At 67.9% G+C, this 16,006-nt stretch carries 17 protein-coding genes; 9 read left to right on the top strand and 8 right to left on the bottom strand.

Features of this window, described 5'->3' with window-relative positions; all coding sequences use genetic code 11:
* Positions 1-3: 3 nt before the first annotated feature.
* Positions 4-1,545, bottom strand: coding sequence for a M20/M25/M40 family metallo-hydrolase (locus ACM14_RS03550; RefSeq protein ID WP_065345350.1), 1,542 nt, complete (start codon positions 1,543-1,545; stop codon positions 4-6).
* A 93-nt stretch (positions 1,546-1,638) separates the two neighbouring features.
* Between ACM14_RS03550 and ACM14_RS03545 the strand changes: the two genes are divergently transcribed.
* Complete coding sequence (locus ACM14_RS03545; protein WP_065345349.1) at positions 1,639-2,892, top strand: multifunctional CCA addition/repair protein; 1,254 nt, start codon at positions 1,639-1,641, stop codon at positions 2,890-2,892.
* A 25-nt stretch (positions 2,893-2,917) separates the two neighbouring features.
* On the opposite strand, the gene ACM14_RS03540 is transcribed toward ACM14_RS03545, so the two are convergent.
* Complete coding sequence (locus ACM14_RS03540; RefSeq protein WP_065345348.1) at positions 2,918-4,870, bottom strand: sensor histidine kinase; 1,953 nt, start codon at positions 4,868-4,870, stop codon at positions 2,918-2,920.
* A 68-nt stretch (positions 4,871-4,938) separates the two neighbouring features.
* Here ACM14_RS03540 and ACM14_RS03535 point away from each other — a divergent pair, with 68 nt between their 5' ends.
* Positions 4,939-5,622, top strand: coding sequence for a response regulator transcription factor (locus ACM14_RS03535; protein WP_065345347.1), 684 nt, complete (start codon positions 4,939-4,941; stop codon positions 5,620-5,622).
* Positions 5,623-5,665: 43 nt separating this feature from the next.
* On the opposite strand, the gene trxC is transcribed toward ACM14_RS03535, so the two are convergent.
* Positions 5,666-6,100: a thioredoxin TrxC gene (gene trxC / locus ACM14_RS03530; RefSeq protein WP_065345346.1), complete on the bottom strand. Its 435-nt coding sequence runs from the start codon at positions 6,098-6,100 to the stop codon at positions 5,666-5,668.
* A gap of 74 nt (positions 6,101-6,174) precedes the next feature.
* Positions 6,175-6,369, bottom strand: a complete 195-nt coding sequence (locus ACM14_RS03525) for a DUF2905 domain-containing protein (RefSeq protein WP_012203183.1) — start codon at positions 6,367-6,369, stop codon at positions 6,175-6,177.
* 145 nt (positions 6,370-6,514) lie between these two features.
* Here ACM14_RS03525 and ACM14_RS03520 point away from each other — a divergent pair, with 145 nt between their 5' ends.
* Complete coding sequence (locus ACM14_RS03520; RefSeq protein WP_065345400.1) at positions 6,515-7,411, top strand: hypothetical protein; 897 nt, start codon at positions 6,515-6,517, stop codon at positions 7,409-7,411.
* Positions 7,412-7,437: 26 nt separating this feature from the next.
* Here ACM14_RS03520 and ACM14_RS03515 read toward each other — a convergent pair whose 3' ends face one another.
* On the bottom strand, positions 7,438-8,451 hold the full coding sequence (locus ACM14_RS03515; protein ID WP_065345345.1) for a class I SAM-dependent methyltransferase: 1,014 nt from the start codon (positions 8,449-8,451) through the stop codon (positions 7,438-7,440).
* Positions 8,452-8,567: 116 nt separating this feature from the next.
* Between ACM14_RS03515 and ACM14_RS03510 the strand changes: the two genes are divergently transcribed.
* From ACM14_RS03510 to ACM14_RS03485, 6 genes are all read left to right on the top strand, one after another.
* On the top strand, positions 8,568-9,353 hold the full coding sequence (locus tag ACM14_RS03510; protein ID WP_012203180.1) for an SDR family oxidoreductase: 786 nt from the start codon (positions 8,568-8,570) through the stop codon (positions 9,351-9,353).
* Between the two features lie 42 nt (positions 9,354-9,395).
* Positions 9,396-9,767: a dihydroneopterin aldolase gene (locus ACM14_RS03505; RefSeq protein WP_013804281.1), complete on the top strand. Its 372-nt coding sequence runs from the start codon at positions 9,396-9,398 to the stop codon at positions 9,765-9,767.
* Entirely contained in the window at positions 9,761-10,753 is a 993-nt protein-coding gene (ttcA, locus tag ACM14_RS03500) for a tRNA 2-thiocytidine(32) synthetase TtcA (protein WP_043825704.1), read from the top strand. Before ACM14_RS03505 ends, ttcA begins: the two co-directional genes overlap by 7 nt.
* A gap of 77 nt (positions 10,754-10,830) precedes the next feature.
* Positions 10,831-11,526, top strand: a complete 696-nt coding sequence (locus ACM14_RS03495) for a DUF4136 domain-containing protein (RefSeq protein WP_065345344.1) — start codon at positions 10,831-10,833, stop codon at positions 11,524-11,526.
* 146 nt (positions 11,527-11,672) lie between these two features.
* Positions 11,673-12,032, top strand: a complete 360-nt coding sequence (locus ACM14_RS03490; protein ID WP_065345343.1) for a type II toxin-antitoxin system RelE/ParE family toxin — start codon at positions 11,673-11,675, stop codon at positions 12,030-12,032.
* Positions 12,029-12,352, top strand: coding sequence for a DNA-binding protein (locus ACM14_RS03485; protein ID WP_012203174.1), 324 nt, complete (start codon positions 12,029-12,031; stop codon positions 12,350-12,352). Before ACM14_RS03490 ends, ACM14_RS03485 begins: the two co-directional genes overlap by 4 nt.
* A gap of 27 nt (positions 12,353-12,379) precedes the next feature.
* Here ACM14_RS03485 and ACM14_RS03480 read toward each other — a convergent pair whose 3' ends face one another.
* Genes ACM14_RS03480 through ACM14_RS03470 form a run of 3 tightly spaced genes read right to left on the bottom strand, consistent with a single transcriptional unit; the run spans position 12,380 to position 16,004 of the window.
* Entirely contained in the window at positions 12,380-14,107 is a 1,728-nt protein-coding gene (locus ACM14_RS03480; protein ID WP_065345342.1) for an ABC transporter ATP-binding protein, read from the bottom strand.
* Positions 14,104-15,042: an ABC transporter permease gene (locus tag ACM14_RS03475; protein WP_012203172.1), complete on the bottom strand. Its 939-nt coding sequence runs from the start codon at positions 15,040-15,042 to the stop codon at positions 14,104-14,106. The genes ACM14_RS03480 and ACM14_RS03475 overlap by 4 nt, the downstream gene beginning before the upstream one ends.
* Entirely contained in the window at positions 15,039-16,004 is a 966-nt protein-coding gene (locus tag ACM14_RS03470) for an ABC transporter permease (protein ID WP_012203171.1), read from the bottom strand. The genes ACM14_RS03475 and ACM14_RS03470 overlap by 4 nt, the downstream gene beginning before the upstream one ends.
* Positions 16,005-16,006: the final 2 nt, after the last annotated feature.

The following is a 16,006-nucleotide window of genomic DNA, read 5'->3' as shown; positions in this document are numbered from 1 at the left end:
CTGTCAAAACGGCTCGGCCAGCAGATGCACCAAGCTGTGCACGCCATCGAAGTAGTTGCCCAGGCGCATGTTCTCGTCAAAGCTGTGCTGGTTGTTGTCGGCATTGACCAGGGGCACGATGACGAAGGGAATCTTCAGCGCCTGCACAGCCGCGCCCGTGGGCACGGTACCGCCCATCATGCGGATCTGCACCGGGTCGCTGTCCCAGGCCTTGTTCATGCCCTTGCGCAGCCACTGACCGACAGAGGCGTCCAGCGGTGTGCGAACGGCAGAGCCGGAGGCTGATACACCGCCCAGCTTGAGGGTGGCCAGCTTGGGGTGGCTGGCACGCTGCTCGGCCGTGGGCGGGCCTTCGACCAGATGGAAGCCCTGGGCCTCGATATGGGTGCGCAACAGCTTCTCCAGCCGCTCGGGAGGCGTCTCGGGTACGGTGCGCATGTCGATCTCGGCCACGGCCACGGAGGGCACGACGGTACGCGCCTTGCTGCCCACCTCGGCGCTTTGCAGGCCGCGCACGTTCAGCGAGGGGTATTGCATGGACTCCTGGTAGTTGCGTCCCACGGTCTCAGCCTTCGCAATGCCCAGGCGCTTGCGCAGCGCAGCCTCGTCGTCGGGCACGGCCTGCATCACCTCGCGTGCCTGCGCATCGAACTCGATGCCGTCGTAGTAGCCCTGGATCAGCACCTTGCCGTCATCGCCCTTCATGCTGGCCAGCAGGCGCGCCAGGGTCTGGGCCGGATTGGCCGCGTAGTTGCCGTAGTGGCCGCTGTGCAGTTCCTGGCTGGCGCCATAGACAGTGAGCGTGGCCTGGGCAATGCCCCGGTTGCCGAACACCAGGGTGGGCCGGTTGCTGGCGTGCATGGGACCGTCGAGCACCACCATGGCGTCGGACTTCAGCGCAGCCAGGTTCTCGCCGATCACGCGGCCCAGCGTGGGAGAGCCCTTTTCCTCTTCGGAATCCAGCAGCACCTTGATGTCCACGCCCGGCTGCTTGCCCTGGGCCTTGAGCGCATCCAATGCCGCCAGCAGCATGACGATGGGCGCCTTGTCGTCCGAGGACGAGCGCGCAAACACGCGCCACTGCGGATCGGGCTGCTCGCCGTACAACTGCTCCAGCGGCAGCGTGGCCCAGCGGCCATCCGGCTGGCGCTGCTTGAGCGTGGCCTGCCAGGGGCTGGCCTGCTGCCACTCCTCGGGCTTGACGGCCTGACCGTCCAGGTGGGCGTAGAACAGCACGGTCTTGCGCCCGGGCCCAGCCGACGGCAGCGTGGCCATGAGCATGGGCTTGTCGCCATTGGCCAGTTGCCGTACCTCGAAGCCCCGCCGCTCGAAGGCCTTGGCAAACCAGGCCACGTTCTTCTGGATGTCGGCCGGCACATTGGCGTCGTTGGGCAGGGCCAGCACCTCGACCCATTCATGCAGGCTGGCACGGGCCGCCTGCCGGGTGGTGTCGGCCAGCGGTGCGGCGCTGGCTGCGGACAGCAGGCCGGCAGCCGCCAGGCCCAGGATCAGGGCGGGAACACGCGGTCGAAAGGACCAAGCCATGGTTTGTCTCCAAATGGAAAATCGGCATGCGGCGCCCCTCGGCGCCCGGTGCAGCCCGCCATCATGTCACCGCCCAGGCCGTACCATTGCGGGATGAGCGAATTTCAGGTGTACATGGTGGGCGGCGCAGTGCGCGACCGCCTTCTGGGGCGGGCCGTGCATGACCGCGACTGGGTCGTGGTCGGCGCCACGCCCGAGCAGATGGCCGAGCGCGGCTTCATGCCCGTGGGACGGGACTTCCCCGTCTTCCTGCATCCCGAAACCCACGAGGAGTACGCCCTGGCGCGCACCGAGCGCAAGAGCGGGCCGGGCTACCGCGGCTTCGTCGTCCAGGCGGCGCCCGACGTCACGCTGGAGCAGGACCTGGCCCGGCGCGACCTGACCATCAACGCCATGGCCGCCCGCCCGGACTGGGATGGCAAAGGCGCCATCGACGATCCCTACGGCGGCCAGGCCGACCTGCAGGCCCGGGTGCTGCGCCATGTGACCGATGCCTTTCGCGAAGACCCGGTGCGCATCCTGCGCGTGGCGCGCTTTGCGGCACGGTTCCACGAATTCACGGTGGCACCGGAAACCATGGCCCTGATGCAAGAGATGGTGGCCGCCGGCGAGGTGGATGCCCTGGTGCCCGAACGCGTCTGGCAGGAGATCAGCCGGGGCCTGATGGAGCGCCAGCCCTCGCGCATGTTCGAGCTGCTGCGCGAATGCGGCGCGCTGGCCGTGCTGCTGCCCGAGCTGGAGCGCCTGTGGGGCGTGCCCCAGCGTGCCGAATACCACCCCGAGGTCGATACCGGCGTGCACGCCATGATGGTGCTGGACATGGCCGCGCAGCTGGACACCCCGCTGCCCGTGCGCTATGCCTGCCTGGTGCACGACCTGGGCAAGGGCACGACACCGGCCGATGTGCTGCCGCGCCACATAGGACACGAGCACCGCAGCGCCCGCCTGGCCGAAAAGGTGGGCGAGCGGCTGCGCGTGCCCACCGACTGCCGCGAACTGGGCGACGTGGTGGCGCGCGAGCACGGCAACATCCACCGCAGCGGCGAGCTCAACGGCGCCGCCATCGTGCGCCTGCTGGAGCGCTGCGACGCCATCCGCAAGCCCGCGCGCTTCGAGCAGGCCCTTGCGGCCTGTGAATGCGATGCGCGGGGGCGCCTGGGTTTCGAGGACCGGCCCTACCCCCAGCGCGCCCGCCTGCGCGATGCGCTGGCTGCCGCGCTGTCCATCTCCACCTCGGACATCGCGGCCCAGGCCGCCGCGCGCGGCAAGCAGGGCAAGGCCATAGGCGAAGCCGTGCAGGCAGCCCGCGCCCAGGCCGTGGCCGATTGGCTGGCGCAGGCGGCCTGAGCGCAAAGGCCGCCACACACGGGAATCAGGCTCGCGCCACGGGCAGGACCAGTCGCAGGCACACGGGCTGCTCGCCTCCTGCCGTCAACAAGGCCACGTTGCCACCCAGTCGCTCGGCGATGCGCCGCACCAGGTACAGCCCCAGCCCGGCGCCGGGCCGGTGCTGGGCGTTGCGGCCACGGTAATACCTTTCGAACAACTGGTCCTGGTCCGCCTGGGCAATGGGCTCGGAGGGGTTCGAGACCTGGATCTCCAGACCCTCGCCCTGCCTGGTCACGTCCAGGCGGACCGATTCGCCCTCGGGCGTGTGGCGGTCTGCATTGGCCAGCAGATTGCGCAGCGCGATGCGCAGCAGGCCGGCATCGGTGATCAGTTGCTGCGTGCCACCGCCCAGGTGGCAGACGATGCGGCCGGGCGCAAAGTCCAGGCACAAGCCATCCACCAGCGCATGCAGGTCGCAGGGCTGCAGGCGTGGCTCGGCATGGGGCTGGGGGTCGGCCATGCGGTCGTCGGCCAGGCAGTCGTCCACCAGGGCCAGCAGGCGCTGTGCGGCTTCGCGGATGTTGCGGCTGCGTGCCAGCGTCTTGTCGGGCGGTGCCGCCAGATTGCGCGCCAGTTGCTGCGCACTGGTCAGGATGATGGCCAGCGGTGTGCGCAGTTCGTGCGAGACCATGGCGACAAAGTCGCGCTGCTCCTGGCGGACCCTGCGCTCCAGCACCAGCGCCTCGCTGAGTTCACTCTCGCGCAACTGGCGCTGTACAAGCTCGGCCTCCAGCAGCACCTGCTCCCGCTCTCGAACGCGGCGCCTGTGCTCGTATCCGCCGATGATCCAGCCGCTGAGCAGCAGCATGTGCGCCATGGTGCCCAGCGCGGACGCATGCGTGGACACCAGCGCGGTCAGCGCGTTCATGGGCAGCCAGCCCAGGTTGCGCAGGAAAGAGATCAGCACGCCGGCATAGAAGATGCCGAACGCTAGCATGAAGAACCGCGCCGGGGCATGGTCGCGCCGCCACAGCCAAAGGGCGAACGCGAGAAAGCCCAGGGTCAGCGGCAGGGTCATGGCCTGCACCGGGACCATGCCCGCCGAGTAGTGCCCCGACACCACCAGCAGCATGCAGCACAGGCTGAACAGCCACAGCAGCGGCACGATCTGGCGCACCAGCCGCGGATACAGCGACGCCAGGTCCAGCTGCCTGCAGGCCAGTTGTATGGAGATCGCCAGGGCGGCGGCAATGCCGCATCCCAGCAGGCGGTCGCTCCAGAACCCGGGCAGGCCCGTCAGCTGCTGCACCAGCCCCAGCGATACCACCTCATTGAGCACGCAGACGCTGAGATAGGCCAGGAACAGGCCGCTCAAGGGGGCCCGCGTGCCCAGCCAGAACACCAGCTGCACGCCGATCAACAGCAGGTACAGCCCGAAATACAGGCCGAACGACAGGGCCTCGCGCCGCGTGTGGTTGTCGAACGCCAGTCGCTGCCACAGATCGATGCGGGTGACGAGCGCGTTGCGCGCGCGCAGGCGCACCAGCAACTCGTAAGACCCGGCGGCAGGGGGCTCGAACTGGAATGCCGGACTGCGGTAGTCCACCGGCCAGGCGTGGCGCGGCACTTCTTCGCCGCTGCGCCCCAGCAACTTCCAGGGGCCACCGGATCTGCGCACGTGGACCTCCACCTCGTCCAGCAGGGCATTGCCCAGCAGCAGCATCCAGCTGCCGGGCTGCTCCACCTGCAGCGGCATGCGCAGCCAGACCGCCGCCTGCGTGAAACTGGCGTTCAGGTGACCGGGCAGCGGCTGCCATCCAGGGGCGGCGTCGGCCTGCCCGGCGTCGAGCAGGCCAGCGGCGTCATCGAGCCGCTGCCACTGACCGGCGGTCTCCAGCATGGGCACATCGGGGTTCAGCAGGAGCGCCTGGGCCTGGGTCAGCAGCGGACACAGCAGCCAGGCCAGCAGCAGGAGGGTTGCACGGTAATATCGCATCGGAGGTCCACCACAGGGCCGCCAGCGTACACCAGCCTCCCGGCCTCGCCGCTCAGCCCCCTTCCCCCATGCTTGATGTGATCCTGCTCGAAGACGAGCCCGTGCTGCGCCATGAACTGGGTGAATTCCTGGAGGGCCTGGGCTACGCGCCGCAATGCGTTGCCAGCCTGCAGGAGTTCGACCGCCACTTCGACGCCCGGCGCCACCGCCTGGCCATCATCGACATCGGCCTGCCCGATGGCAGCGGCCTGTCCCTGATCCAGCGCCTGCGCCAGCAGGGCCAGCAACTGGGCATCATCGTGTTCAGCGCGCACAACACCAGCGCCAACCGCATCGACGGCCTGGAAAACGGAGCCGACCACTACCTGGGCAAAGGCTGTGATCTGGACGAGCTGGAGGCCACGCTGGCCGCGCTGGTGCGCCGCCTGGGCCTGCAGCAGCGCCAGGCACGCTGGCTGTTGCAGCTGGGCCCGAGCCGCCTGCTGCCCCCATCGGCCCCGCCGGTCGCGCTCTCCCAGCAGGACCTGCTGGTGCTGCAGTGCCTCATGGGCCAGGCAGGCACCGAGGTGAGCCGCCGAAAGATCGTGCAGGCCCTGGGCGGCGACTACCTGGTCTACGACCAGCGCCGCCTGGACACCCAGATGCGCCGGCTGCGCCGCAAGGTGGAGGAGGCCAGCGGCCAGCAACTACCCGTCAAGACGCTGCGCAACAGCGGCTATTGCTTCTACCAGCCGGGCGAAGTGCAGGCCTGAGGGCGGGCCTGAAGGCGCCCGGCCTTGGGGACCCGCAGAGAAATCAGACGACCGAACGCACCCAGCGCACGATCTCGCCGGCCGGCAAAGCGCCGGAGACACGGGCGATCTCGCGCCCTTCCTTGAACACCACCATGGTCGGGATGCTGCGGATGTTGTAGGGCGCAGCGGCCTGGGGATGGGCTTCGGTATCGAGCTTGGCCAGTTGCACGCCGGGCGCCAGCGCCTGCGCCGCCTGCTCGAAGGCCGGCGCCATCATGCGGCAGGGGCCGCACCAGGGCGCCCAGAAATCGACCACCACCGGCGCCTGGCTGCGCCCCACATGCCTGGCAAAGCTTTGCGCATCCAGCGCCACGGGCTGGCCGGTGACCAGCGGCTGGTGGCAGCTGCCGCAGTCAGGCGCGCTGCCGAGCTGGTCGGCCGCAATGCGGTTGGTGGTGTGGCAATGGGGGCAGACGAAATGCAGCTTGTCGGACATGGGCGGCCTCTTGTTCGGAAGTCATGGGGCAATGCCTGCATATACGGGCGGCGCGCCCGTGCTTCAAGCCATGCTCAGACCAGCTTGGCGATCAGGGCGGCAATCACGCTGAGCAACACGGTGCTGGCAATGGGCAGAAAAATCACGCGGCCGAACAGGCGAAAGCGGAAGTCGCCCGGCAGGCGGCCCAGGCCTATGCGCTCCAGCCAGGCGTGCAGGCCATTGAACAGCAGCAGGGCCAGGAAGATGACGAGGAGCCAGCGGATCATGGCGCCGAGTGTACGGCGGCGGCGCGTCATGGGCAGGACACATGGGCGTCCTACATTGGGAAAGTCCCGTGGCGGGAGGCTTCGGGACCATTCGCGACAAGCCCCCTTCTTCCATGGCTCCATGCCGCAACAAGACAACCCCACCATGCACCACACATCCAGGCGCCTTCTTCTCGCCATCCTGCCTGCCGCCCTGCTGGCGGCCTGCGCCAGCGCTCCGGCCCCCACCACGGCAGCCGCAGCGTCGGGCGCCATCGACAACAGCGCCCTGCAGCGCAGCGATTTCCGCGCCCACCAGGCCACCTATGGCCTGGTATATCGCCTGCCGGCCGATGCCACGGCCATCATGGACAGCCAGGTCACGCCCGTGGTGCACGAGCAGTTGCTGCGCCTGAAGCTGGTGGCCGAGGCCAACACCTTCAACCTGCCCCATGTCACCGTGGTGCATATCCACAGCGCCGACCCGTCCACGCCGCGCAAGATGCTGGCCGCCCTGCCGGCATTGCCGCCCGTGCTGCAGGACGTGCACCTGAAGAATTTCTACACCACCGAGGCCGCCAAAGGCGCCGGCAAGCCGTGGTGGCTGGACCTGGGCATCGTCAAGTCCGGCCCGGCCTACGAGGCCATGATGGACTTCAACACCCGCGCCACCGCCGCCATGGCACCGCTGCGCGACGGCCCGCTACCACGCGTGACGGGGCCCGTCTATGCCCGCATGAACGATTCGGCCAAGGCCATGGTGCAAAGCGTGGGCGTCAGCGGCATCAACCAGGTGCAGGCAGGCAAGGAGGTGCGCAGCCACAACCCGCACAACACCCTGGTCTACAGCGAAGCCACCTTCACGCCCGAGATCGAGCGCGCCATGGGCGAGACGGCCGCGCGCCTGAACCGCATCCTGCCCGGCGGCTTCACGACCACGTTCGAGAACCTGTCCATCGTGGAGCTGGGTTTCTCGGGCAACGTCACGCGCGAGATCTACCGCATCAACCTCAAGGACCAGACGGCCTACGAGGTGAGCAACGGCCGCAGCGTCCAGCGCTGAGGCCGGGGCAGAGCTCTGGCCGGCGGCTACAGGCGGTGCGTGCGGTCGCCGCGCACAAAGCCCATGGCGTCCCAGGGCTCCACGCCCTTGGCCAGGCCGATGACCTTGAACAGCTCGCCCATCTCGTGCTCCATCATCAGCTTGGTGGCCATGGCGCGCGGCCCCTGGGCCAGGGCGTCGAGCTTGGGCCCCAGGCCGCAGTTGATGAGGAAGTGGGCCTGCGAGGTATAGCCCAGCACCTCGAAGCCGGCCTCCTGCGCGGCCACGGCCGTGCCCGTGAAGTTCACGTGGGCCGTGATGTCCTTGAGGCCGACCTCGGCCAGCGGGTCGTCGTCCACCTTGTGCAGGCGGTGGCAGACCAGGGTGCCCATGTGGCGCTGCGGATGGAAGTACTCGGACTCGCCGAAGCCGTAGTCGATGAAGAATGCAGCGCCCCGCGCCATGCGCTCGCCCAGCGTGCGGATGAAGGCCTCGCCCTGCAGATGGATCTCGGTCAGGTAGTCGTGCTCGCCCTCGATCTCCATGGGCGGGCGCAGCTGCGTGGGCCGGTCTTCCCAGCCCAGGCTGCCGTCCGGCTGCAGCACCACGCCGCGCTCGTTCCAGACACCTGCCTTGCGCACCAGCAACTGCACGGGCATGGCATCCAGCACCTCGTTGCCGATGACCACGCCTTCGAGCCGCTCGGGCAGGGCATCGGCCCAGTGCACCAGTCCTTCGTACTTCACCAGCCTGAGCTGCTGGCGCGCACGCAGCGTGCCCGACAGATCGACGATGGTGTAGCGGTCCGGCCGCACGCCCAGGGCGGCCAGCTCGTCCAGCACCTGCAGCGCCAGCGCGCCCGTGCCGGCACCAAACTCCCAGACTTCGCGGGTGTGCGTGCGCTGCAGCGCCTCGGCCACCTGGGCGGCCAGCAGCTGGCCGAAGACCGGGGACATCTCGGGCGCGGTCACGAAATCGCTGCCCGACGATGGCATCAGCCCGAACTTGGCGGTGTCATTGGCGTAGTAGCCCAGGCCCGGCTCGTACAGTGCCAGGGCCATGAAACGGTCGAAAGCCAGCCAGCCTCCAGAGGACGCAATCTCTTGCGCAACACGGGATTGCAGGGCGGCCGTTAAAATTGAGGGTTCTGTCGTCACGATCCGTACATTGTCCTCGAATGTCCACACCTGCCCGAACACGCACCGTTTTGGTGACCGGCGCGGCCCGCCGCCTGGGGCGCGACATCGCGCTCGCGCTTGCCAGCGCCGGCTGGCAAGTGGCCGTGCACTACCGCGACTCGCACGACGAGGCGCTGGAGACGGCCGCCGCCTGCGCTGAACTGGCCGGCGACAGCGCCGCCCTGGATGCCGATTTCTTCAACGAGGATTCGGTGCGCTCGCTGGTGCCGCGCGCCGTGGCGCACTTCGGCCACCTGGATGCCGTGGTCAACAACGCCTCGCTGTTCGAGCACGACGATGCAGGCAGCTTCAGCTACGTGGCCCTGGAAGCCCACCTGCGCAGCAACACCGGCGCGCCCATCCTGCTGGCCCAGGCGCTGCATGCCCATATCGAGGACCGCGTGGCGGCCGGCGAGGAGCATGCCAGCGGCGCCGTGATCAACATGCTGGACCAGAAGCTCTGGAACCAGAACCCCGATTTCCTCAGCTACACGCTGTCCAAGGCGGCTCTCGAGGCCGCCGGCACCATGCTGGCGCTGGCGCTGGCACCGCGCGTGCGCGTCGTCGGCGTGGCCCCGGGCCTGACGCTGACCAGCCACATGCTGAGCCAGGAGCGCTTCGAGTCGCTGCACCGCCTCAGCCCGCTGGGCCGCTCGTCCAGCGCGGCCGACGTGGCCGCCACCGTGTGCTTTGCGCTGGACAACCAGTCCATCACCGGCACCACCTTGCTGGTCGATGGCGGCCAGCACCTGCAGCGCTTCGAGCGCGACTTTTCCATGATGTAGGCGCCTGCGCGCGCCACCCCAAACACTCCACGGCTTTTCCCCATGCACTCCGCCACCGGACAACAGATCCTGACGCTCACGGGTTTGCGCTTCGACGCCAACCTGGGCATCCTCGCCCACGAAAAACAGATGCCCCAGCCCATCCAGGTCGATGCCGAGCTGAGCCTGGGCACCCAACCGCTGGCGCCGCGCGACGACGACATCCTGCATGTGCTGGACTACCGCAAGGTGCGCCAGATCATCATCGATGAATGCACGGCCGAGCACGTCAACCTGCTGGAGAGCCTGATCGGCAAGCTGGCCCAGCGCCTGATGCAGCTGCCCGGCGTGCTGGGCGTGCGCGTGAAAATCGCCAAGCTGGAAATCTTTGAAGACTGCGAAGTGGCCATTCGCATAGAAACCGGACAATGGTGAACCCCATGAATGCAGTGACCGACAACCCCTGGCTGGCCGAAGAAGCCGCCCCCGAAACCGCCGCCGCCGATGCGGATGCCCAAGCCAATACCGCGAACGGCAACCGCATCAAGATCGAGCGCGAACAGGTCAAGCTGGAAAAGCGCCTGTGCCGCGAGGTGGGCCGCGCCATCACCGACTTCAACATGATCGAGGAAGGCGACAAGATCATGGTCTGCATGTCGGGCGGCAAGGACAGCTACACGATGCTGGACGTGCTGCGCAAGCTGCAAAAGCGCGCGCCCGTCAAATTCGAGCTGGTGGCTGTGAACCTCGACCAGAAGCAGCCCGGTTTTCCCGACCATGTGCTGCCCGAGTACTTCAAGAGCATCGGCGTGGACTACCACATCGAAACGCAGGACACCTACAGCGTGGTCAAGCGCGTGGTGCCCGAGGGCAAGACCACCTGCGGCCTGTGCTCGCGCCTGCGCCGCGCCATCCTTTACAAGGTGGCCGACGAGCTGGGCTGCACCAAGGTGGCCCTGGGCCACCACCGCGACGACATCGTGCAGACGCTGATGCTCAACATGTTCTACGGCGGCCGCATGAAGGGCATGCCCCCGAAGCTGGTCTCGGACGACGGCAAGCATGTGGTGATCCGCCCGCTGTGCTACGTGCCCGAGAAGGACACCGTCCGCTGGGCCCAGTACCAGAACTTCCCCATCATCCCCTGCAACCTCTGCGGCAGCCAGGACGGCCTGCAGCGCGTGGCCGTGGGCGAGCTGCTGCGCGAGTGGGACAAGAAATTCCCGGGCCGCGTGGAAAGCATGTTCCGCGCCATGGGCCACATCGTGACCACGCACATGATGGACCCCGAGCTGCACGACTTCAAGAACGCCAAGGCCACCGGAATTGCCGACCCCAACGGCGACATGGCCTTCGACCATGAAGAGATGCCCGTCTCCGCATCACTGCCCGGCCTGCAGGTGGTACAACTGTCGTCCTGACGGCTGAACCTATAACAATCGCCCCACTCCAACCAAGGCCCGTGCAAACGGGCCTTTTTTCGACCAAGGAGTACACCATGAAGCTGCGCTGCATCCATGTCCTGGCCATCGTGGCCACGGCCTTGCTTACGGGCTGCGCCAGCGTGCGCGAAGTCCAGAGCACCGTCCAGAGCTATTCCACGCTGGGCGCCCTGCCCGCGCCGCCCACCTACCGCCTGGAAGTGCTGCCCTCGCAACGCGAGGCGCAGACGCACTTCGCGGCCATCGAGTCCCAGGCCCAGCAGGCCCTGGGCCGCGTGGGCCTGCAGCGCGACGACTCCCGGGCCAGCCTGATCGTGCAGATAGGTGCCGACGCACGCTATGCGCGCGACTACGCCGCCTGGCCCTACTACGACCGCTGGGGCGGCCCGCGCTGGGGTTGGGGCGTGGGCTACGGGCGCGGCTGGGGCATGGGCTTTGGCGGCAGCTTCATGTTCGACGGCCCGCCGCTGGAGTACTACCGCGCCGTCAGCATCGTGATGCGCAACGCCACCACGCAGCAGATCGTCTACGAGACCTCGGCCCAGCGCCAGGATGTGTGGACCGACGACCCGGCCATCTTCGGCATCCTGTTCGACGCCGCCCTGACCGGCTTCCCCAACCCGCCAAAGGGCTCGCGCGTGGTGCGCACCACCATCGGTCCGGTGCAGCAGGGTGGCGCGCCGGCGCAGCCGCCGGCCCAGGGGGCGCCTGCAGCGCAGGCAGCACCGGCCACGCCAGCACCCGCTCGGTAAGCCATCGTGTCTCAGAAGCAAAGGCCTGCATCCGCAGGCCTTTTTTGGGTCCATCGCTGTCATTCGTTCCTGGGAACATGAGAACGCTGTAAGTCATGTGGACAGCGCCTTGCAGCGTTGGTAACTCATAAGTTACCATCCAGTCCATGCGAATCCAGCACCAGGAGTACATCCGCGAAGACGGCAGCAGCGCGTACCAGACATGGTTCAACGGGCTGGATGGCCAGGCGGCTGCCAAGGTGGCCGTCGCCATGGCCCGCATGGAGTTGGGCAACACCTCCAATATCGAATGGTTCCGGGGTATTGGCGAATACAAGATCGACTGGGGCCCGGGCTACCGCATCTATCTCGCCAAGGACGGGGAAAGATTGATCATCCTGTTCGGGGGCAGCACGAAAAAGGGCCAGCAGAAGGCCATCGACGAAGCCGTGGCCCTGCACAGCGAATACAAGGCTCGCAAGAGGCAGCGCCCCCCGGACAATGCCAAAAAAGGAACGAAGGCATGACGCTCACCCGCGATTTCAAACAAACGGTCATTCAGCGCATTGAGCGCGACCCTGCTTTCGCACAGGCGCTGCTTGATGAGGCGGCCACTCTTTTTCTGAGTGGTGAGCCAGAAACGGCACGCCTCGTCCTGCGCGATCTCGTCAACGCAACGGTGGGATTCGAGACGCTGGCCGACCTCACGCACAAGCCGAGCAAGAGCCTGCACCGCATGCTCTCGCCGAAAGGCAACCCCAGCATGGACAATCTTGCCGCGATCTTTGCCGCCATCAAGAACTGGCTTCAGGTCCGGTTCGACGTGCGGGTCGTTGCCGCGACCTGAACGCCAAGCCATGGCAGTGCACCCGCCTCAGTGCACATGCTCCATATCCGGCACGGCCGCCATCAGCGCGCGCGTGTACGCATGCTGCGGCGCATCGAGCACGGCGCCGGCCTCGCCGGCCTCGACCAGGCGGCCGCGCTGCATGACGCCGATGTCGTCGCACATGTGGCGGATCACGGCCAGGTTGTGGCTGATCAGCAGATAGGTCAGGCCGAACTCCTCCTGCAGGTCGCGCATGAGGTTGAGCACCTGGGCCTGGACCGAGACGTCCAGCGCCGAGGTGGGCTCGTCGCAGATGATGAATTCTGGCCGGCTGGCCAGGGCGCGCGCGATGGCGATGCGCTGGCGCTGCCCGCCCGAGAACTGGTGCGGGTACTTGCGCGCATCGTCGGGCTTCATGCGCACGCGGCGCAGCGCCTCCTGCACGCGCTCGGCCGTCTCGTCCTTGCCGGCCGTGAGGGCCAGCACCTGCAGGGGCTCGGCAATCAGTTCCTGCACGGTCCAGCGCGGGTTCAGGCTGGCATACGGGTCCTGGAAAATCATCTGGAAGCGCCGGCGCATGGCCACGGTCTGGGCGGCCGGGCTCCACTTGTCCACGCCGTCGAACAGCACGGTGCCGCTGGTGGGCGGCGTCAGCCCGGCCACCATGCGCGCCACCGTGGATTTGCCCGAGCCGGACTCACCGACCAGGCCGAAGGTGGAGCCCCTGCGGATCGAAAAGCCGACGCCGTCCACGGCCTTGAGGATCTTTTTGTCCTCGCGCGCCAGCAGCCGGGCCAGCCAGCCGCTGGACAGGTCGAACTCCTTGCACAGATCCCTGACCTCCAGCAGGGCAGCCGCGGGCTCCTGCGCTCCGGCCCTGGGCTGCCAGGGCACGGCGGGCGCGGCCGGGCCGCCGCCCACCTCGGGCACGGGCAGGCGCTGCACGCGGTGGTGCACGCTGGGAATGGCGCCCATCAGCACCTGGGTGTAGGGCTGCTGCGGTGCGTCCAGCACCTGGCGCACGGGGCCGGTTTCCAGCACGCGGCCCTGGTACATGACCATGACGCGGTCGGCCGTCTCGGCGATGACGCCCATGTCGTGCGTGATCAGCATGGCGGCCGCGCCGCGCTCCTTGCACACGCGGCGCAGCAGGGCAATGATCTGCGCCTGCACGGATACGTCCAGCGCCGTGGTGGGCTCGTCGGCAATGATGAGTTCGGGCTCGGCGCACAGCGCCAGGGCGATGGCCACGCGCTGGCGCATGCCGCCCGAGAACTGGTGCGGATACTGGGCCATGCGCTCGCGCGCCTGCGGGATCTCCACCTCTTCGAGCAGGGCCAGCGCGCGCGCCTCGGCCTTCTTCTCGGAGACGGGCAGGTGCGTGCGGATGGTCTCCACCAGGTGCCGGCCCACGGTATAGACCGGGTTCAGGCTGGTCAGCGGGTCCTGGAAGATGGAGCCTATGCGCCGGCCGCGTATGCGCCGCAGGTCCTCGCCGCGCAGCGTGTCGATGCGCTCGCCGCGCAGCTGCACCGTGCCGGCCGAGATGCGGCCCGGCGGCTCGATCAGGCCGATCACGGCGGCGCCCGTCATGGACTTGCCCGCGCCCGACTCGCCCACCACGCCCAGGATCTCGCCGGGCGCGATGTCGAAGGACACATCGTCCAGCACCTGCACGGGGCCCTTGTAGGTGTCGAAGGTGACGGACAGGCCGCGAACGCTCAGCACCGGAGGCTGTGCAGGGGGCTGCCCGGATTCTTGTGTCGTGCTCATTGCAGCTTGGGGTTCAGTGCGTCGCGCAGCCAGTCGCCGACGAGGTTGACGGACAGCGCCAGCGCCAGCAGCACCAGCGAGGGGAACAGCAATATCCACCACTCGCCCGAGAACAGGAAGCCCTGGCCGATGCGGATCAGCGTGCCCAGCGAAGGCTGGGTGGGCGGCAGGCCCACGCCCAGGTAGGACAGCGTGGACTCGGCCACGATGGCATGCGCGAAGCTGATGGTGGCGATCACCAGGATGGGCGCCAGCAGGTTGGGCAGGATGTGGCGCACCAGAATGGCCACGCGGCTGCGGCCAATGAGCTGGGCCGCCAGCACGTAGTCCTTGTGCTTTTCCACCATCACCGCGCCGCGCACGGTGCGTGCGTACTGCACCCAGTCGGACAGGCCGATGGCCACGATGATCACGAAGACCGCCATGTCGTCGCGGTAGCCCTCGGGCAGCAGGCCGCGTGCGATGCCGAAGACCAGCAGCGCCACCAGGATCACGGGAAAGGTCAGTTGCACATCGGCGATGCGCATCATCAGCGTGTCGAACCAGCCGCCCGCATAGCCGCAGACCAGGCCCAGCGGCACACCGATCAGCAGGGACAGCCCCACGGCCGACACGCCCACCAGCACCGACATGCGCAGCCCGTAGAGGATGGCGCTCCAGACATCGCGGCCCTGGTCGTCCGAGCCCAGCGCGTACAGCGTGCCGCTGGTACCCGCCTGGCCCGGCGGCGTGAAGGCATCCATCAGGTCCAGATTGGCCGGATCGAAGGGGTTCTGCCAGGCCAGCCAGGGCGACAGCAGCGTGGCCGCCACGATCAGCGCCAGCACCAGCGCCGCCGCCTGCACCAGGCGCGAGCGTGCAAAGGCGCGCTTGACCGGCGAGTCGCTGGCGCGCCAGCCCGTGGGAGGGATTGCTTGTTTGGCGGAATCGGTCATCGGTTTCTCAAGCGGGGGTCCACGATCACGTACAGGAAATCGACGAGCAGGTTGATGCCCACGTACAGCAGCGCGATGAACATCAGGTAGGCGGCGATCAGCGGCACGTCCACGCCCTGGATGGAGGAGATGAACAGCAGGCCCACGCCGGGCCACTGGAACACGGTCTCGGTGACGATGGCAAAGGCGATCAGCGAGCCGATCTGCAGGCCCGCGATGGTGATTACGGGAATCAGGGTATTGCGCAGCGCATGGCCGAAGTACAGGTCGCGCTCGCGCAGCCCGCGCGCACGGCCGAAACGCATGTAGTCGGCGCGCAGCACCTCCAGCATCTCGGCGCGCACCAGGCGCATGATCAGCGTCATGTTGTAGAAGCCCAGCGTGATGGCCGGCAGGATCAGCGCCGACCAGCCCGAAGCCGTCAGCAGCCCGGTCTCCCAGCCGCCCAGCTTCACCGTCTCGCCGCGCCCGAAGGACGGCAGCCAGCGCAGCTCCACGGCAAACAGGTAGATCAGGGCGATGCCGATCAGGAAGGTGGGCAGGGACACGCCCACCAGCGACACCGTCATGATCGAGCGGCTCAGCCAGCCCTCGCGCCGTATGGCCGTGTACACGCCCAGCGCCACGCCGATGACCAGGGCGAACAGCGCCGCCGTCATCGCCAGCTCCAGCGTGGCGGGCAGGCGCTCGGCAATGATCTCGGTCACGGGGCGCTTGAGCCGGTAGGAGATGCCCAGGTCGCCCTGCAGCACCTTGCCCACGTAGCCCAGGTACTGCAGGGGCACGGGCTTGTTGAAGCCCAGGCTTTCCGTCAGCGCCTCGCGCTCGGCAACCGTCGCGTCCTCGCCCAGCAGGCTGATCGTGGGATCGCCGATATGGCGGAACACCATGAACGAGACAAAGGAAACGGCCAGCAGGACCAGGGCGGACTGGCCCAGCCGGCGCAGCAGATGGACCAGCATCG

The organism is Delftia sp. JD2, from assembly GCF_001682645.1.
Classification (GTDB): domain Bacteria; phylum Pseudomonadota; class Gammaproteobacteria; order Burkholderiales; family Burkholderiaceae_C; genus Comamonas; species Comamonas acidovorans.
Note: the sequence above shows the minus strand (reverse complement) of the source record. Positions and strands in the feature narration are given on the sequence as shown.